Annotated in this window: 18 protein-coding genes; 6 read left to right on the forward strand and 12 right to left on the reverse strand. The window is 65.4% G+C overall.

Going from position 1 to position 18,701, the window contains the following annotated elements; all coding sequences use genetic code 11:
• Positions 1-28: 28 nt before the first annotated feature.
• Both GL284_RS13465 and GL284_RS13470 read right to left on the reverse strand, forming a co-directional pair.
• Positions 29-1,156, reverse strand: a complete 1,128-nt coding sequence (locus GL284_RS13465; protein WP_155045156.1) for a fumarylacetoacetate hydrolase family protein — start codon at positions 1,154-1,156, stop codon at positions 29-31.
• A complete protein-coding gene (locus GL284_RS13470) occupies positions 1,153-2,064 on the reverse strand; it encodes a dihydrodipicolinate synthase family protein (RefSeq protein ID WP_155045157.1) in 912 nt (303 codons plus the stop codon). Before GL284_RS13470 ends, GL284_RS13465 begins: the two co-directional genes overlap by 4 nt.
• A gap of 138 nt (positions 2,065-2,202) precedes the next feature.
• Between GL284_RS13470 and GL284_RS13475 the strand changes: the two genes are divergently transcribed.
• From GL284_RS13475 to GL284_RS13500, 6 genes are read left to right on the forward strand one after another with little or no spacing between them, the layout of a single operon-like run.
• Positions 2,203-3,984, forward strand: a complete 1,782-nt coding sequence (locus GL284_RS13475; RefSeq protein WP_155045158.1) for an IlvD/Edd family dehydratase — start codon at positions 2,203-2,205, stop codon at positions 3,982-3,984.
• A 37-nt stretch (positions 3,985-4,021) separates the two neighbouring features.
• Positions 4,022-4,756, forward strand: a complete 735-nt coding sequence (locus tag GL284_RS13480) for an SDR family oxidoreductase (RefSeq protein WP_155045159.1) — start codon at positions 4,022-4,024, stop codon at positions 4,754-4,756.
• 3 nt (positions 4,757-4,759) lie between these two features.
• Positions 4,760-5,698 (forward strand): 2-hydroxyacid dehydrogenase, encoded by a 939-nt coding sequence (locus GL284_RS13485; RefSeq protein WP_155045160.1) that lies wholly within the window; start codon positions 4,760-4,762, stop codon positions 5,696-5,698.
• 10 nt (positions 5,699-5,708) lie between these two features.
• On the forward strand, positions 5,709-6,377 hold the full coding sequence (locus GL284_RS13490) for a GntR family transcriptional regulator (protein WP_155045161.1): 669 nt from the start codon (positions 5,709-5,711) through the stop codon (positions 6,375-6,377).
• A 3-nt stretch (positions 6,378-6,380) separates the two neighbouring features.
• A complete protein-coding gene (locus GL284_RS13495; RefSeq protein WP_155045162.1) occupies positions 6,381-7,319 on the forward strand; it encodes a DMT family transporter in 939 nt (312 codons plus the stop codon).
• A complete protein-coding gene (locus tag GL284_RS13500) occupies positions 7,316-8,158 on the forward strand; it encodes an ureidoglycolate lyase (protein WP_155045163.1) in 843 nt (280 codons plus the stop codon). The genes GL284_RS13495 and GL284_RS13500 overlap by 4 nt, the downstream gene beginning before the upstream one ends.
• A 51-nt stretch (positions 8,159-8,209) precedes the next feature.
• Here the strand turns inward: GL284_RS13500 and ltnD are convergent, their stop codons facing one another.
• The 10 genes from ltnD to mmsA are packed head-to-tail and all read right to left on the reverse strand — an operon-like array spanning position 8,210 to position 18,657.
• Positions 8,210-9,103, reverse strand: coding sequence for an L-threonate dehydrogenase (gene ltnD, locus GL284_RS13505; protein ID WP_155045164.1), 894 nt, complete (start codon positions 9,101-9,103; stop codon positions 8,210-8,212).
• 15 nt (positions 9,104-9,118) lie between these two features.
• Positions 9,119-9,865, reverse strand: a complete 747-nt coding sequence (locus GL284_RS13510) for a GntR family transcriptional regulator (RefSeq protein WP_230383067.1) — start codon at positions 9,863-9,865, stop codon at positions 9,119-9,121.
• Between the two features lie 43 nt (positions 9,866-9,908).
• Positions 9,909-10,916: an aldose epimerase family protein gene (locus GL284_RS13515; protein WP_155045165.1), complete on the reverse strand. Its 1,008-nt coding sequence runs from the start codon at positions 10,914-10,916 to the stop codon at positions 9,909-9,911.
• Entirely contained in the window at positions 10,913-11,758 is an 846-nt protein-coding gene (locus GL284_RS13520; RefSeq protein ID WP_155045166.1) for an SMP-30/gluconolactonase/LRE family protein, read from the reverse strand. The genes GL284_RS13515 and GL284_RS13520 overlap by 4 nt, the downstream gene beginning before the upstream one ends.
• Positions 11,755-12,348 (reverse strand): 2-dehydro-3-deoxy-6-phosphogalactonate aldolase, encoded by a 594-nt coding sequence (locus GL284_RS13525; protein WP_155045167.1) that lies wholly within the window; start codon positions 12,346-12,348, stop codon positions 11,755-11,757. Before GL284_RS13525 ends, GL284_RS13520 begins: the two co-directional genes overlap by 4 nt.
• Before the next feature lie 9 nt (positions 12,349-12,357).
• Positions 12,358-13,248, reverse strand: coding sequence for a 2-dehydro-3-deoxygalactonokinase (locus GL284_RS13530; RefSeq protein WP_155045168.1), 891 nt, complete (start codon positions 13,246-13,248; stop codon positions 12,358-12,360).
• Complete coding sequence (locus GL284_RS13535) at positions 13,242-14,174, reverse strand: Gfo/Idh/MocA family protein (protein WP_341870372.1); 933 nt, start codon at positions 14,172-14,174, stop codon at positions 13,242-13,244. The genes GL284_RS13530 and GL284_RS13535 overlap by 7 nt, the downstream gene beginning before the upstream one ends.
• On the reverse strand, positions 14,161-15,903 hold the full coding sequence (araD, locus tag GL284_RS13540) for an L-arabinonate dehydratase (RefSeq protein WP_155045169.1): 1,743 nt from the start codon (positions 15,901-15,903) through the stop codon (positions 14,161-14,163). The genes GL284_RS13535 and araD overlap by 14 nt, the downstream gene beginning before the upstream one ends.
• The gene (gene mmsB / locus GL284_RS13545) at positions 15,903-17,093 is read right to left on the reverse strand and encodes a multiple monosaccharide ABC transporter permease (RefSeq protein ID WP_155045170.1); all 1,191 of its coding nucleotides are present in this window, start codon (positions 17,091-17,093) and stop codon (positions 15,903-15,905) included. Before mmsB ends, araD begins: the two co-directional genes overlap by 1 nt.
• Entirely contained in the window at positions 17,086-18,657 is a 1,572-nt protein-coding gene (gene mmsA, locus GL284_RS13550) for a multiple monosaccharide ABC transporter ATP-binding protein (RefSeq protein ID WP_155045171.1), read from the reverse strand. The genes mmsB and mmsA overlap by 8 nt, the downstream gene beginning before the upstream one ends.
• Positions 18,658-18,701 lie beyond the last annotated feature (44 nt).

The following is an 18,701-nucleotide window of genomic DNA, read 5'->3' on the forward strand; positions in this document are numbered from 1 at the left end:
AGATCCCTCCTCCCAAGGTCCGGTGTGTTTATGTATACATTGTTTTATCCGGGTTTGCCAAGGGCTCAAGCAGGTCGCGGGCGGCAAGATTGCGCATCAGCGCCGCCGTGCCGAAACGCCATTCCGGGCATTCGGTGGACAGCCGCACGGTGTTGGTCAGGGCGCCCAGTTTCGGCTCGCTGATCGTCACGCGGTCGCCCGGCTTGTGGGTAAAGCCCTGACCGGGCGCGCCGCGATCCTGCGTGGGGGCGAACAGCGTGCCCAGAAACAGCATCGCGCCATCGGGATACTGATGATGGCGGCCCAGCGTCTGCGCGACCAGATCGGCGGGGTCGCGGCTGATCTGCGACATCGAGGACGCGCCGTTCAGCACGAAGCCATCCTCACCCTGAACCCGCAGCGTCAGTTCCGCCTGCCGCACATCGTCCAGCGTATAGTCGCCGTCGAACAGCCGGATCATCGGGCCGATGCTGCAGGATGCGTTATTGTCCTTGGCCTTGCCCAGCAGCAGGGCCGAGCGCCCCTCGACATCGCGCAGGTTCACGTCATTGCCCAGCGTCGCGCCCTTGATGCGGCCCTGACTGTCGACGGCCAGCACGATTTCCGGCTCGGGGTTGTTCCAGCGGCTGATCGGGTGCAGACCGACATCCGCCCCATCCCCGACCGAGGCCATGGGCTGGCATTTCGTGAAGATCTCGGCATCCGGGCCGATGCCGACCTCCAGATATTGCGACCACAGACCCTCGGCCAGCAGCGCCTCCTTGACGCGCATGGCCTCGGGGCTGCCGGGCTTGATGCCGCGCAGGCTGGCACCGATGGTGGCGCCGATGCGGGTGCGGATCGCCTCGGCAGCGTCGGGATCGCCCGCGGCCTGTTCCTCGATCACGCGCTCGACCATCGAGGCGGCAAAGGTCACGCCGCTGGCCTTGACCGCCTGCAGATCGCAAGGCGCCAGCAAGGTGTAATCGCTGACCGCCGTGCCGGGGGTCGCCGCGACATGGGCCACCGGGTCGTCCAGTTCGATCAGGTCGCGCATGGTGGGCACGGCGCGGGTGGTGATGTCGAACACCGTGCCGTCGCGCAGCGTCACCACGGCCGGGCCGATGCCGGGTCGCCAGACGCGGCCGACGAAGATACCTTTGGGCAGGTCCATCATTTCCCCCAGTTCAAGGCGACAGGGTTCAGCGGGCGCACAAGATCCAAGAGCATCGCGCGGGTCGCCGGGTGCAGGGGCGCAATGGGATGGCGGCTGAAATCCGAGCGGATGACGCCGCCCTCCATCATCACGGCCTTGGCGCTGCGAAAGCCGCATTGCCGGTTTTCGTGATTCACCGCAGGCAGGATGCGGGCATAGGCGGCGGTCGCTGCCGCCCGGTCGCCCGCCTGCCAATGGGTCAAGACCGGCTTGATCTGATCGGGGATCATCGCGCTCGTCATGGTGCCGGTTGCGCCCGCATCCAGATCGGCCAGCAGGGTGATGGCTTCCTCGCCGTCAAAGGGGCCTTCGATGGCATCGCCCCCCGCCTCGATCAGCGCGCGCAGCTTGGTTGCGGCCCCGGCGCATTCGATCTTGAACAGGCGCACCTCCTCGATTTCATGCGCCATGCGGACCAGCAGTGGCACGGGCAGATCCACCCCCGACAGCGGCGCGTCCTGCACCATGATCGGGATGCCCACCTTGCTGATTTCCGCGAATTGCTGGAAGGTCTGATCGGCCGTGCCCTTCAGCAGCGCGCCGTGATAGGGCGGCATGACCATGACCATCGCGGCGCCCAGCGATTTCGCCAGCCGCGCGCGGTCCACCACGATCGGCGTCGAATAATGGCTGATCGTCACGATTACCGGCACGCGCCCCGCCACATGTTCCAGCGACAGCCGGGTCAGCGTCTCACGTTCGGTATCCGAGATCAGGAACTGTTCCGAGAAATTCGCCAGCACGCAGATTCCATCGACGCCCTGATCGATCATGCAGTCCAGAATCCGGCGGTTTCCGTCCAGATCGACCGAGCCGTCATCGTTGAATGCAACCGGCGCCACCGGCCAGATGCCAGAATATTTTGCCATGATTGGCCCCCTCCTGATTTGCGCAAACGGTATACCAAAATTCATTTTGCGCAAGCTGCCCCCTTTTCCTTCGCGGGATTCTGGCATACCAAAATTGCAGCCAAGCAGTCCCAGCGAGTGCCAGGAGGAGGAATTTCCATGTCAGATACCCGCGCCAAAAAGCGGTTCCGGTCGCAGGAATGGTTCGATAACCCGAACAATCCGGGCATGACCGCGCTGTATATCGAGCGTTATCTGAACCAGCAGTATACCCGTGAGGAATTGCAGTCCGAACGTCCGATCATCGGCATCGCGCAGACCGGCAGCGACCTTGCGCCCTGCAACAAGATCCACATCTTCCTGATGGACCGCATCAAGGCGGGCATCCGCGATGGCGGCGGGATTCCGATGGAGTTCCCGGTCCATCCGATTCAGGAAACCGGCAAGCGTCCCACGGCGGCGCTGGACCGCAACCTTGCCTATCTGGGTCTGGTCGAGGTGCTGCACGGCTATCCGCTGGATGGCGTCGTGCTGACGACCGGCTGTGACAAGACCACGCCCGCGATGCTGATGGGCGCGGCCACGATGGATATTCCGGCGATCACGCTGAACGGCGGGCCGATGCTGGATGGCTGGTGGAAGGGCAAGCGCGCCGGTTCCGGCACGGTCATCTGGGAAAGCCGCCGCCTGCTGTCCGAAGGCAAGATCGACTATGAGGAATTCATGGGCCGGGTCTGCGCCTCGGCGCCGTCCCTGGGCCATTGCAACACCATGGGCACGGCCAGCACGATGAACGCCATGGCCGAGGCGCTGGGCATGTCGCTGACCGGCTGTTCGGCCATTCCCGCGCCGTTCCGCGAACGGATGAACATGGCCTATGAAACCGGCAAGCGCATCGTGCAGATGGTGCTGGACGATCTGAAACCCAGCGACATCATGACCCGCGAGGCGTTTGAAAACGCCATCATCGTCAATGCGGCCATCGGCGGCTCGACCAATGCCCCGCCGCATTTGCAGGCCATCGCCCGCCATGCCGGGGTCGAACTGGACGTGACCGACTGGCAGAAGGTCGGCTTCGACGTGCCACTGCTGCTGAACATGCAGCCTGCCGGCGAATTTCTGGGCGAGAGCTTTTTCCATGCCGGCGGCGTGCCTGCGATCATGGGTGAGCTGAAAAAGGCCGGTCGCCTGCATGACGGCGCGATGACCGTGTCCGGCAAGACGATGGGCGAAAACCTTGTCGGCTGGGAAAGCCGCGATCCAGCGGTCATCAAGACCTGTGACCAGCCCCTGCGCCAGAATGCGGGCTTCATCGTCCTGTCGGGCAATCTATTCGACAGCGCGCTGATGAAGACCAGCGTGATTTCCGAGGATTTCCGCAAGCGCTTCCTGTCGAAGCCGGGGGCCGAGGGCATCCACGAAGCCCGCGCCATCGTCTTCGAGGGCCCCGAGGATTACCACGACCGCCTGAACGATCCGGCACTGGACATCGACGAAAACTGCATCCTGTTCATTCGCGGCGTGGGCTGCGTCGGCTATCCCGGCAGCGCCGAGGTGGTGAACATGCAGCCGCCGGATGCGCTGCTGCGCGCGGGCATCAACCATCTGCCCACGGTGGGCGACGGACGGCAGTCGGGCACCTCGGAAAGCCCGTCGATCCTGAACGCCTCGCCGGAATCGGTGGTGGGGGGCGGGTTGGCCTATCTGCAGACCGGCGACCGGGTGCGGCTTGACCTGAATGCCGCACGGCTGGATGCGCTGGTCGACGATGCCGAATGGCAGGCCCGCAAGGCGGCATGGGTCGCCCCGGAACTGGTCAACCAGACCCCGTGGGAGGAGATCTATCGCAAGGAGGTCGGGCAGTTGGCGCAGGGCGGCTGTCTGGAACTGGCGACGGCCTATCAGAAGATCCGCCGGACGTTGCCGCGCGACAACCACTAAGGGAACGCTTACACGCCGGATGCAAGGAGGAGGGACCATGAAGAACATCCTGATTACCGGCGGAGGCAGCGGCGTCGGCCGCGTCACCGCCCGGCTGTTTCTGGAACGCGGCTGGAAAGTCGGCCTGATCGGGCGGCGCGCCGAGGCGCTGTCCGAGACCGCTCAGGGTCACAGCGATGCGCTGGTCTTGCCCTGTGACGTGACGGACCCCGCAGCGGTGGACGCGGCCTTTGCCAAGGCTGCGGCGGAATGGGGGCGGCTGGATGTCCTGTTCAACAATGCCGGGGCCGTGCTGATCTCGACCCTGATCGATGAGATCAGCACCGAACAGTGGCAGCATGTCGCGCGGGTGAATATCGACGGCATGTTCTATTGCGCCCGCGCGGCCTTCGGGCAGATGCGCAGGCAGGATCCGATGGGCGGGCGCATCATCAACAACGGCTCGGTTTCGGCGGATGCGCCGCGTCCGGGCAGCGCACCCTATACCATGTCCAAACATGCCGTGACCGGGCTGACCCGCACGATTTCGCTGGACGGGCGGCCCTTCAACATCGCCTGCGGACAGATCGACATCGGCAATGCGCTGACCAACATGGCCGAGGCGATGACCAAGGGCGTGCCGCAGGCCGACGGCTCGATCAAGGTCGAGCCGGTGATCGACGCCAGAACGGTCGCCGAGTCGGTCCTGCATATGGCGAACTTGCCCAAGGGCGCGAATATCCAGTGGCTGACCGTCATGGCGACGAACATGCCCTATATCGGGCGGGGCTAGGACATGGCCAAGGTTCTTGCCATCGGCCCCTATGCCGATATCGACGCCCAAGCGCTGCGTGACGATTTCGCCGCTCTGCCGCTGGCCGATGCGGCGGATGTGGCGGGCTTGTCCGCCGATCAGCGCGACAAGGTGGTGGCCGTGGCCTTTCTGGGCCACAAGGGCATGTCGGCGGCCGTCATGGACCAGTTGCCGAACCTGCGCTTCATCACCAATTTCGGCGTCGGCTATGACGCGATCGACATTGCGGGCGCCGATGCGCGCGGCATCCGGGTCACGAACACGCCCAATGTGCTGAACGACGACGTGGCCGATCTGGCCGTCGCCATGCTGATTTCGGAAAACCGCCGCATGTCGGCGGCCGAGACATGGATGCGCGCGGGCGAATGGGCCAAGGGGCCGGAATATCCCCTGCAGCGCAAGATGTCGGGCCGCAAGGTCGGCATCCTTGGCCTTGGCCGCATCGGACGCGAGATTGCGGACCGGCTGGCCGCCTTCAGGACGCAGATCCATTACTTCTCGCGCAGCGACAAGCAGGTGGCGGGTTGGACATGGCATGACGATCCCGTGGCTTTGGCCCATGCCGTCGACGATCTGGTGATCGCCGTCGTGGGCGGGCCGGACACCACCGGCATCGTGTCGGCCAAGGTGATCAAGGCGCTGGGGCCGGACGGCATCATCGTCAATATCGCCCGCGGCTCGGTCATCGACGAAACGGCCTTGCTGGACGCGCTGGAAGCCGGGCGGCTGCGCGGCGCGGCGCTGGATGTGTTCCTGAACGAGCCGCGCCCCGATCCGCGGTTCTTTGCGTTGAAGAATGCCACGCTTTTGCCGCATGTCGGCTCGGCCACGCAGGAAACCCGTCGCGCCATGGGCGAATTGCAGCGGCGAAACCTGCGTCTGCTGCTGGACGGCGAACAGCCCGAAACGCCCGTCAACTGAAGGAATGGCGATGACCGAGGACAGTCTGGCCGAAGCCATCGCCTATGAACTGCGGCGCGAAATCCTGCGCGGCAACCTGCCGCCCGGCGCGACCATCAAGGAACGCGACAATGCCGAACGGCAGGGCGTCTCGCGCACCCCCATGCGCGAGGCGATCCGCATTCTGGCCAAAGAGGGGCTGGTGCAGTTGCGCCCGCTGCGCAGCCCCATCGTCGCCAACCCCTCGCTGGCGGAAATCATCGACCAGATCCGCGTGCTGCACGCGCTGGAAATGCTGTCGGGCGAACTGGCCTGCGAACATGCCACCGCCGAGGATATTCAGGCCATCGGCGCGCTGAAGGACCGCATCGAGACGATCTATGGCGAGGCCGATACGCTGGATGTGTTCGAGCTGGACATGCAGTTTCATGCGGCCATCGTCGCCGCCGCGCATAATGGCGCGCTTGCGGAAACCCATGCCGCCTATATGGCGCGTCTGTGGCGGGCGCGTTATCTGTCGGCGCGGCGCAAGCTGTCCCGTGACCGCGTGCTGCGTCAGCACAATGCGATTCACGCTGCGCTGGCGGCTCGCGATATCGGGGCCATCAAAACCCAGATCGGCGCCCATCTGGGGGCCATGGTCGAAAATATCGAGGACCATTTCCGCGAGGAGATGGGCAAGGAAGATGGGCAAGGCTGAACGATGAAACCCGCAGGAAATCTGACGGGGATGCTGCTGTTTGCCGGCGCGGTGATGCTGTTCACCGGGCTGGACACGACGGCGAAATGGCTGATGGGGTCGGGGCTGGCCATCATGCAGGTGGCGTTCGTGCGCTATGCGGGTCATCTGGTCATCACCCTGCTGGCGGTGCTGCCGCGTCAGGGTCTGGGCGCGCTGCGCTCGGTCGATCCGAAAAAGCAGCTTTTGCGGTCGCTGGCGCTGCTCAGCAGCACGGCGCTGAATTTCGTCGGTCTCAGCTATCTGCCGCTGACCACGGTGACGGCCATCATGTTTGCCAGTCCGGTGCTGGTGACGCTGCTGGCCGTGCCGCTGCTGCAAGAAAAGGTCAGCCCGCTGCAATTCGTGGCGATCATGCTGGGCTTTTTCGGCGTGCTGGTGGTGGTGGCGCCATGGGGCAACGATCTGCATTGGGCCATCCTGTTTTCGCTGGGGGCGTGCATCTGCAATTCGTTCTATTACATCTTCAGCCGGATGCTGGCCCGCGAATCCACCGCCACGCAGCAGATCTGGGCCAGCGGCATCGCCACGATCTGCCTTGCGCCGGTGGCGTTCATGCAATGGCAGGAACCGGCAAGCTGGCTGGTCGTGGTGATGATGTGCGCCATCGGGCTGTTCGGCGCGGCCTCGCACAGTCTGACGACATTGGCGCATCGGATCGCCGATGCCTCGGTTCTGGCGCCGGTCATCTATCTGCAACTCTTGTTCGCCACGGCGCTGGGATATCTGGTCTTTGGCCAGATCCCCGGACCCTCGACCGTGTTCGGAGCGATCATCATCGTGTCGGGCGGCGTGCTGCTTTGGTTGTCTGGACGGCGAAAGAGACTTGCCGCCGTCAGGGCTTCCGCAATCGCGATTTCTTCGGAACAGTCGCATATGAAAACCAAGGAGGAAAAACGATGAAACTGCTGCGCTATGGCCCCGAGGGTCAGGAAAAGCCCGGTCTGCTGGACGATGCGGGCGCGATCCGCGATCTGTCGGGCCATGTGGCCGACATTGCCGATGACGTGCTGACGCCGGACGGTCTGGCCAGGCTGGCCGCGCTTGACGTGGACAGCCTGCCGGTCGTCGATGGCAGCCCGCGCCTTGGCGCCTGCGTCGGCAATGTGCGCAAATTCGTCGCCATCGGCCTGAACTATGCCGACCATGCCGCCGAAAGCGGGATGCCCGTCCCGTCCGAGCCGGTGGTCTTCAACAAATGGACAAGCTGCATTGTCGGCCCGAACGATGATGTGGTGATCCCCAAAGGCTCGACCAAGACCGACTGGGAGGTCGAACTGGGCATCGTCATCGGCAAGCCCGCCCGCAGCGTGTCGCAGGCCGAGGCGCTGGAACATGTCGCAGGCTATTGCGTCGTCAACGACGTGTCCGAACGGGAATGGCAGCTTGAGCGTGGCGTCAGCTGGGACAAGGGCAAGGGCTTCGACACGTTCGGCCCGATCGGCCCGTGGATGGTGACCCGCGACGAGGTGCCGGATCCGCGCAATCTGGGCATGTGGCTTGAGGTCGATGGCAAGCGCTATCAGGACGGCTCGACCAAGACGATGATCTTTGGGGTCGAGGAGCTGGTGGCCTATTGCTCGAAGCTGATGACGCTGATGCCGGGCGATGTCATCACCACCGGCACGCCGCCGGGCGTCGGTATGGGCCAGGATCCCAAGGTGTTCCTGAAGGGCGGCGAGGTGATCCGTCTGGGCATCGACGGTCTGGGCGAACAGACCCAGAAGGTCCGCAAGGCGTAAGCGCCGCGTGCAAGAATGACGGGCGGCGGGGCGATCCCGCCGCCATTGTCATCAGGGCAGCGTCGCGCCGGCCTTTTCGGCCAGAATCTTGGCGATGGCGGCGTCGGCCTCGCGGCCAAGGCCCGCTTTGGATGCCGCGCGATACAGATCCAGCGAGGCATCGGCCAGCGGCACCGGGCTGCCAAGGCTCTGTGCCGCCTCGGTCACGATGCCCAGATCCTTGACGAAGATGTCCACGGCGGAAAACGGCGTGTAATCCCCCGATACGACCTGCGGCCCGCGGTTCTGGAACATCCAGCTGTTGCCCGCGCATTCGGTGATGACCTGCTGCACGGTGGCAAGATCCAGCCCGGATTTCGCCGCAAGCACCATCGCCTCGGCCATGGCGGCGATATGCACGCCCGCCAGAAGCTGGTTGATCAGCTTCATCCGGCTGCCCGCGCCGATCTGATCGCCCAGCCGGAACACCCGCGCCGCGATGGCGTCCAGCGCGGGCTGGATGCGGTCGAAGGCCGCTGCCGGACCCGAGGCCATGATGCTGATCTGCCCGTCCCGCGCCTTGGCGATCCCGCCCGAGACCGGCGCGTCGATGGCCACCATCCCGGCCCCGTGCAGATCGTGCGCAATGGCAATCGTGTCATCGGGTGGCATGGTCGGGCACAGAACGAAGATCGTGCCGGGCCGCGCGGCAGCGGTCGCGCCCTGATCGCCGAACAGCACGGCCCGCGTCTGCGCCGCGTTCACGACATAGACAAAGACCACATCGGCATCCCGCGCCGCCTCGGCGGGGCTGGCGGCCGGGCTGCCGCCTGCCGCGGCCAGTTCGTCGCGCGGCGCCTGCGCCAGATCGACGCCCGCGACGGCAAAGCCCGCACGCGCCAGCGACAGCGCCGCGCCCAGCCCCATCGAGCCAAGGCCGATGACGGCAGTCCTCAGATCGGTCATGCCCACCCTCCCCGGTCAGACATTCGTCGAAAGATCATAGCTCATGCGCGCGATGCAGGGATCGGGTCGGTCGAAGTAATCGGGCGACAGCCGCACCACCGCCTCCAGATCCTGAAACACCCGCCGCAGATGCACCCGCATGGCGGTTTCCGCCGCATCCAGATCGCCCTGACCCATCGCCTGCACGATGGCGCGGTGCTGATCCAGCATCACCTCGCGCGGGGTCAGCGCCGATACCAGATGCCGGATACGGTCGATATGGATCTTCATGCCCTGAAGATGGCTCCAGACCAAGGGCTTGCCCGCAATGGCGGCAAGGCCGGAATGGAATTCCTGATCCAGACTCAGCAATCCCAGCGCATCGTCGGCAGCCAGCGCCGCCTGCCGGTCCACCAGTTCCAGCAGGCCCGTGACCTGATCGGGTCGGGCATTGCGGGCGGCAAGGCGCACGATATCGGCCTCGACCGCTTCGCGGATGAAGCGGGTGTCCAGCACCCAGTCCAGATCGATCCGGGTGACGAAGGTGCCGCGCTGAGGGCGCACCTCCAGCAGGCCCTCGGCCGCAAGGCGGATGAAGGCCTCGCGCACGGGTTGACGCGACAGGGCGTATTGATCGGCGATATCCTGTTCGGACAGGCGCATCCCCGGCATCAGATCGCCGCTGACGATCCGCCGGCGCAGCAGCGCGTGCATCTGGGCGGCGGCCGGTTCGCCCGCAGCGGGCTGCGGCATGTTTTCCGTTTCCGGAGATCGTTCGTTCATAGGCACCCCCACCCCCCTATTTCGCGGCAAGCGGGGGCTGTCGTCAACAGCCGCTCTGCGGGCCGAAGTTCAGGCATGTGATCTGGCGATAGATATGGCCGACGGGCAGCATGGCCGAGGGATACTCCGGGTGATGCGGACTGTCCGGCCAGAACTGCGATTCCAGCGCGATACCCGCATGGCGTGCATAGGGCAGACCTTGCAGGCCGGGCGCGCCGGGGCGGATGTGATCGCCCGCATAGACCTGCAACCCCGGCATGGTCGAGGCGACGGTCATGCGCAGCCCGCCCGCGTCCAGCCATGCGGCGTCCTCTGGCACCAGACGGTCGCGGTCGCCCGTGCACAGGTTGTGGTCGATCAGCGGTCCGGCCAGCCGGTCGCCCAGCCGCACGGGGCTGCGGAAATCCAGATGCGTGCCCTCGACCGGCGCGGGCGCGCCCAGCGGGATCAGCGCCGGATCGACCGGCAGATAGGTCTGCGCCGCGACGCTCAGCCGGTGATCCGAGATATCGGCGCGGCCATCCAGATTGAAGAAGCTGTGCTGCGCGAAACTGCACGGCGTCACCTCGCTTGCGGCAGCAAGGATGGCGATGCGCAGGCAGGCGCCGGGCATGATGCGGTAATGCACCCGCACGATCATCGCGCCGGGAAAGCCCATATGCCCGTCGGGCAGGCTGTCGAAAAAGGTCGCATGATCCGCGCCGTGATCGGCCAGCGTCCATTTGCGCATCCCGGTGCCATCCGCGCCGCCATGCAGGGTGGTGCGGTCGGCCTCGTTGCGGTCCAGCCTGTGGGTCTGGCCGTCGCAGCTGTATTCGCCGCCCGCGATGCGGTTGGCATAGCGCCCGACGATGGCGCCGAAATACCGCCCCTCGGTCAGATAGGGGGTCAGATCGGGAAAGCCCAGCACCAGCGGATGCGGCGTGCCGTCTAGACGCAGATCCTGCAAGGTCGCGCCATAGGTCAGCAGGCTGGCCGACATGCCATGGGCGCGGATGGTGATGCGATCCACATTGCGCCCGTCGGGAAGCGTGCCGAAAGACGCGATCATGCCAGCACGCGCGGTTCTGGCAGGCCCTTCGGCCCGTCGGGCAGCACCAGCCAGCTGCGCCCGTCCTCTGCGCCATCCAGATCCACGGCGGCGCTGGTCAGCAGGATGCGGTCCAGCCGTTCGCCCATGAAGGCCGGGCAGGTGACCTGCGCGGCGGGCAGGCTGATCTGGTCCAGCACCCGGCCATCCGGGGCGTGACAGGCCAGCCGCCCGGTGCCCCAGCGCGCATTCCAGAAATTGCCCTGCGCATCCGTGACCGCCCCATCGGGATATTCGTCCGAGCCGCTGAAATCCAGAAACACCTGCGGATCGCCTGCGGGCCAGCCTTCGCCGTCCAGCGATTGCTGCCAGACCGTCTGCAGATGCGTGTCGGCGTAATAGGCGGTCGCGCCATCGGGCGAAAAGCAGATCGCATTCGGGATCGAGACCCGATCGCGCAGCTTGACCAGCTTGCCCCGATGGAACCGGTAAATGGCGCCCGCCTCGGGGCTGCCGTCCAGCGCCATGGTGCCGATCCAGAACCCGCCAAAGGGGTCGGCGCGCCCGTCATTCGACCGGGTGCGGGGATTATCGGCCTCAAGCGGGGTGACATGTTCGCGGCTGCCGTCGCGCAGATCGAAACGGAACAGCGCGGTTTCGCTGGCGATCAGCAAGGTGTCGCGGTCGATCCATCCCGCCGCCGAGACGCGTTCGTCAAAGCGCCATTCCAGTTCGCGCCCGTGGTCGCGGCTCAGCAGGCGGCGGCCCAGAATGTCGAACCAGAAGGGCTGCTGGCGTTCGGGATGCCAAAACGCCCCCTCGCCAAGCTGGCAGATGCGGGGATCGAACAGCGTCGATCTCATGTCAGGGCCGCGACCATCTCGCGCGCGCGGGTGGCGACGGTGTCGGCGCTGTCGCCCGGCTTGTAAAGCGATGAGCCGATGCCGAAGCCCTGCGCGCCCGCCGCGAACCAGTCGGCGAAATTGCCCGGCCCGACACCGCCCACGGCATAGACCGGCATATCAGGCGGCAGCACCGCGCGCAGCGCCTTCAGATAGCCGGGGCTGGCCTGATCGGCGGGAAAGATCTTCAGCCCCGTGGCCCCCGCGGCAATCGCCGCGAAACATTCGGTGGCGGTAAAGACGCCGGGATAGCTTTCCAGCCCGCGCTTGCGGGTTTCGCGGATCACATCGGGGTTCATGTTGGGCGACACGATCATCCGCCCGCCCGCATCGGCGACGCGGGCCACATCCTCGACCGTCAGCACGGTGCCTGCGCCGATGGTGGCATGTCCGGCAAAGCTGGTCGCCATCAGGCGGATGCTTTCCAGCGGATCGGGCGAGTTCAGCGGCACCTCGATCCGGTCGATCCCGGCGTCGATCAGCGCGCGGCCGACGGGCAGCGCCTCGGCCGGGGTCAGGCCACGCAGAATGGCGATGATGGGTTGGGTCATGGGTCTTCCTTACGCGATGGCCGCGCGGGCGGCGGTCAGGCCGGACAGCACAAGTGCCGCGCCGTCCATGACATGGGCATCCGCACCTGCCTGCGTCAACGCCTGATGATAAAACGCGGCAAGATCCGGCGCGCCGATGATGATCGTGCGCCGGTCCAGCCAAAGCGGACGCGCGGCAGCCAGTTCCGCGCCGACCAGCAGCCCCGACAGCCGCCCGGCGGCGTCCTGCGCGGGCAGGCCCGCCAGCAGCGCACCGGCCCGCAGCGGGAACATGCCCGCAGGCGACAGGTCGGGATTGGCCAGCGCCTGCGCCGCCGCTTTCAGGAAGGCGGCAGCATCCGGGCGCGCGTCGCCCACCGTCAGGCGCAGCACGGAATGGCGGGTCAGCAGCGCATAGATCTCTCCGGTCATGAAGGTGTGAAAGCCTTCGACCATGCCGCCGCTGATGCGCACCCATTTGCAATGCGTGCCGGGCAGGCACAGCGTGCCGTCGAAATCGGGCTGGCCGGCCAGAAAACCGGCGATCTGGGTTTCCTCGCCGCGCATGACATCGGGCGGGTCCAGTTGCGACAGGCCCGGCAGGATATGCACGTCCAGCCGTGGATCCGCCGCCTTGGGCCGGATGGCGCGGGCCGGGTCCAGGGCTGCGCAGGGCGTGGCGCGGTATTCCGCCTCGGCCCAGCCGCCACGCGCGCCGACCATGCCGCAGGCGATGACGGGGGGCCGGCCCGCGATCCAGTCGCCGATCAGATCCAGCAGCGCGGGTTCGAACTGATCCGGGCCAAGCGCACCCATGCCCTTGTCCGAGCTGCGGCTGTCAAGCACATCCGCCCCGGCCATGGCCCAGACGCGCAGCCGCGTCGTGCCCCAGTCGACGGCAATCCAGTCGGGCGTTACCAATCAAACGCCTCGGTCTGCATCCGGCGGCCCAGCATCATGGCATCGGCCACATGCCGGAACGGCGCAAGGTCCACATCGCTTTTGCCCCCTTCGATCAGCTTTGCGAACCGAGCATAGATGCGGTCATATTCCCCGGCAAGCGCACCTTCCAAGGCCAGCGTCTGACCGCCCGCCACGATCGTCGCACCGCCCTGCGACAGATCCAGCACGCCGCGATCGGTTTCGATGCGCATGTCCCATGTCTGCGGCCCGGTCTCGCGGAAATCGAAATCCAGATCGGCGGGCGCACCTTCTTCGGTCAGCATGGTCAGGCGCGCGGCGATGGGCGTGTCGCGGTTTTCGGGAAACTCCAGTTCCGCCGTGGTCGTGTAAAGCGCGGTCGGCAGGATATGGGTCAGGATAGAATAGGCGTTGATGCCGGGGTCAAAGACGCCCGCGCCGCCGGGGGCAAAGATCCAGTCCTGACCGGGATGCCAGCGCCGCACGTCTTCGCGCCATGTCACGGTGATGCGGGTGATCCGCCGGTCGGCCAGCCATTTGCGGGCGCGCGGAATCCCCGGCGCGAACTGGCTGTGCCATGCGGTGAACAGCGTCCGGCCCTGTTCGCGCGCGATGCGTTCCAGCGCCAGCACTTCGGAAACCGAGGTGCCCGGAGGCTTTTCCAAGAGCACATGCCGCCCCGCCAGCAGCGCCTGACGCGCCACGGCAAAGCGGATCTGCGGCGGCGTGCACAGCGCCACCGCGCCCACATCCGGCATCCGGCGCAGGAAGGTGTCGGCATCGGGGAAGGCGGCGATGCCTTCGGCCCGGTTCACCGGATCGACGGTCGCCGCCAGCCGGAACACCGGCGACGCCTCAAGGGCTGCGCGATGCTGTTCGCGGGCGATCTTGCCAAAGCCGATGATCGCAAGGTCAATGGCTGTCACGTCCCACCTCCGATCCGCGCGGACCTTTCAGGAAGTCGAAATCGGCGCCGGTATCCGCGCCTTCGACATGTTCGTGAAACATCCGGGCATAGCCGCTGGCAGGGGGCTGGACCGGATTTTTCCATTCGGCCAGACGCCGGGCGATTTCGGCGTCGGACAGGTCCAGATGCAGCCTGCGGTTTTCCACGTCCAGTTCGATCACATCGCCGCTGCGCACGATGGCCAGCGGGCCGCCGCGCGCGGCCTCGGGGCTGGTATGCAGGACCACCGTGCCATAGGCCGTGCCCGACATCCGCGCGTCACTGATGCGGACCATGTCGGTGATGCCCTTTTTCAGCACCTTGGGCGGCAGGCCCATATTGCCGACCTCGGCCATGCCGGGATAGCCCTTGGGCCCGCAGTTTTTCATGACCATGACGCAGGTTTCGTCGATATCCAGCCCGTCGTCATTGATGCGGGCCTTGTAGTCGTCGATATCCTCGAACACCACGGCGCGGCCGCGATGCTTCATCAGATGCGGGCTGGCGGCCGAGGGTTTCAGCACCGCGCCATCCGGGGCCAGATTTCCGCGCAGAACCGCGATGCCGCCATGCTGGGTCAGCGCCTTTTCGACGGGCAGGATGACGTTTTCATCCCAGTTGCGGGCGTCCTTGACCTCATCCCAGACGGTGTCGCCGCTGACGGTCAGCGCGTCCTTGTGCAGCACGCCCGCCTCGCCCAGCCGTTTCAGCACGACGGGCAGGCCCCCGGCATAGAAGAACTCTTCCATCAGATATTTCCCCGAGGGCATCAGGTTGACGATGGTGGGGATGTCGCGTCCGCAGCGGTCCCAGTCGTCCAGCGTCAGATCGACGCCCACGCGGCCCGCAATCGCCAGCAGGTGAATGACGGCATTGGTCGACCCGCCGATGGCGCCATTGGTGCGGATCGCGTTTTCAAAGGCCTGCTTGGTCATCACATCGCTGGGCTTCAGATCGTCCTTGACCATCTGCACGATGCGGCGGCCTGTCATCTGCGCCATGACGCGGCGGCGGCTGTCCACCGCCGGGATCGCGGCATTGCCCGACAGCGCCATGCCCAACGCCTCGGCCATCGAGGCCATGGTGGACGCCGTGCCCATGGTGTTGCAGGTGCCCGAAGAACGGCTCATGGCCTGTTCGGCCTCAAGAAAATCCTCTTGCGTCATTTCCCCGGCCTTCACGGCTTCGGAAAATTTCCACAGATGCGTGCCAGAGCCGATGCGTTCGCCCCGGAACCAGCCGTTCAGCATCGGCCCGCCGGTGACGACGATGGACGGAATATCGGTCGAGGCCGCGCCCATCAGCAGGCTGGGCGTGGTCTTGTCGCAGCCGACCATCAGCACCGCGCCGTCGATGGGCTGGCCGCGCATGGCTTCCTCGACCGCCATGGCGGCAAGGTTGCGATACATCATCGCGGTCGGGCGATAGGTGTTTTCGCTGGCGGAAAACACCGGAACCTCGACCGGGAAGCCGCCCGCCTCCCAGATGCCAGCCTTCACCTTTTCGGCCAGTTCGCGCAGATGGCCGTTGCAGGGCGTCAGGTCTGACCACGTGTTCAGGATGCCGATGATCGGGCGGCCATCGAACAGGTCATGCGGATAGCCTTGGTTCTTCAGCCAGCCACGATGGTAGATGGTATCGCGCGAATTGCCGCCATACCAATGTTGCGACCGCAATTTGCGCGGCCATTCGGCAGGTTTGAAGGTCATTATGATTTGCTCTTGTTCGAGACATCGAAGATGACGGCGGCCATCAGCACAAGGCCCTTGATGACCTGCTGATAATCGATGCCGATGCCAAGGATGGACATGCCGTTGTTCATCACGCCCATGATGAAGGCGCCGACCACGGCGCCGATCACCGTGCCCACGCCGCCCGCCATGGACGCGCCGCCGATGAACACCGCCGCGATCACGTCAAGCTCGAACCCGGTGCCCGCCTTGGGCGTGGCCGAGTTCAGGCGCGCAGACACCACCATCCCCGCCAGCGCCGCCAGCATCCCCATATTCATGAAGGTCAGAAACACCACGCGCTCGGAATTGATGCCAGACAGTTTCGCCGCCTTGGCATTGCCGCCGATGGCAAAGATGCGGCGGCCGATCGTGGTGCGTTCCGACAGGAAAGCATACAGCGCCACCAGCACCGCCATGACGATGAAGACGTTGGGCAGGCCGCGGAAGTTGGCCAGGGCCCATGTCATCCAGGCCAGCGCAACGAAGATCAGCGCGTTCTTGGCCACGAAGAAGGCAAAGGGTTCGTCGGCAATGCCCACGGCTTCCTCGCGCCGGCGGTTGCGGACCTGCAGCCACAGGATGACCAGCGCCGCGCCCCAGCCAAGGATCAGCGACAGCGTGTTGGGTTTGTCCGCCCCGAAGATGTCGGGAATGAAGCCCGAGGCCAGCATCTGAAACTCGCGCGGGAAGGGACCGATGGACTGGCCCTGCAGCACCCACATCGTCAGCCCGCGAAATACCAGCATCCCGGCCAGCGTCACGATGAAGCTGGGGATCTTCCAATAGGCGATCCAATAGCCCTGAATGCCGCCGATGACGCCACCCACGACCAGCGAGATCACGATAACCAGCGGCACGGGCAGCCCATAGCGCACGATCATCAGCGCGGCCAGCGCGCCGACAAAGGCCGCGACCGAGCCGACCGACAGGTCGATATGCCCCGCGACGATGACCAGCAGCATCCCCACCGCCATGATGACGATATGGCTGTTTTGCAGGAACAGGTTGGTCAGGTTGACCGGGCGGAACAGGATGCCGCCCGTGACGATCTGGAAGAACGCCATGATGATGATCAGCGCAAACAGGATGCCGTATTCACGGATGTTGCGGCGGATGAAGCCGAAGGTGTCGCCTTGGCGTTGTTCTTGTTGGGAAATGTCAGACATGGGCGGCCTCGGCCTTGATTTCTTCGGGGGTCACGGTGTCGTCCGTCAGGTTGTGGCCGGACGTGATGATGACCGACATGATGCGTTCCTGCGTGGCATCCGCCGTGGGCATCTCGCCCACCAGACGGCCTTCGTTCATCACGATGATCCGGTCGGTGATGCCCAGAAGCTCGGGCATCTCGGATGAGATGACGATGATGGATTTGCCCGACGCGGCCAGATCGCGGATGATGGTATAGATCTCATATTTCGCGCCCACGTCGATGCCGCGCGTCGGTTCGTCCAGAATCAGGATCTCGGGTTCGGAAAACAGCCATTTCGCCAGCACGACCTTTTGCTGGTTGCCGCCCGACAGGTTCACCGTCGCCTGATCGATCGAGGAGGAGCGGATGTTGATCTGCTTGCGATAGTCGCGGGCGACCGCGCCTTCCTTCTGCCGGTCGATCACGCCCTTGGGTGCGACGCCGGGCAGGTTCGCCAGCGGGATGTTGCGGCGGATCGTGTCGTCCAGCACCAGACCCAGCGACTTGCGGTCCTCGGTCACATAGGCAAGGCCCGCCTTGATCGCCTTGGGCACGGTGGACAGATCGGCGGGCTTGCCGTGGATCGTCACCTCGCCGGATTTCCAGTCGCCCATGGTGCGGCCAAAGATCGACATGGCCAGTTCCGTGCGGCCCGCGCCCATCAGGCCCGCGATGCCCAGCACCTCGCCCCGGCGCAGGCTGAAACTGGCATTGTTCACCAGCAGCCGGTCGCGCAGCGGATCGGCGACGTTCCAGCCCGACACCTGCATGACCACCTCGCCGATCTTGGGATCGCGCGGGGGGTAACGGTCGTTCATCGACCGGCCCACCATGTCGCGGATGATCTGCGCCTCGGGGACCATGCCGTCGTGATGCGCGACCGTGGACCCATCGCGCAGAACCGTGATGCTGTCGCAGACCTGCGAGATTTCGTTCAGCTTGTGCGAGATCAGGATCGCCGTCATGCCCTGATCGCGGAACCCGGCCAGCAGTCGCAACAGCGCGTCGCTGTCGTTTTCGTTCAAGGACGAGGTGGGCTCGTCCAGGATAAGCAGATCGACCTTTTTCGACAGCGCCTTGGCGATTTCCACCAACTGCTGCTTGCCCATGCCCAGCGTGCCGACCTTGGTTTCCGGGCTTTCGCGCAGCCCCACCTTGGCCAGCAATTCGGCGGTGCGGCGGTTGGTTTCCTGCCGGTCGATCACGCCGCGATGGGCGATTTCATTGCCCAGAAAGATGTTCTCGGCGATCGACATCTGCGGTACCAGCGCCAGTTCCTGATGGATGATGACGATGCCCTGATGTTCGCTGTCGGGGATGCCCCGGAACGCCATGGGCTTGCCGTTATACAGGATCTCGCCGTCATAGCTGCCATGGGGATAGACCCCGGACAGCACCTTCATCAGCGTCGATTTGCCCGCGCCGTTTTCACCGACCAGCGCGCGGATCTCGCCGCGGCGCACGGTCATGTTGACGTTATCAAGCGCTTTGACACCGGGGAATTCCTTGGTGATCCCCCGCATTTCCAGAATGGAATCCATCGCTGCGATTCCCGTAGCTTGAGGAATGCGCCGCCGCGTCCCGC

This window comes from Paracoccus shanxieyensis (genome assembly GCF_009711265.1).
Taxonomy (GTDB): Bacteria; Pseudomonadota; Alphaproteobacteria; order Rhodobacterales; family Rhodobacteraceae; genus Paracoccus; species Paracoccus shanxieyensis.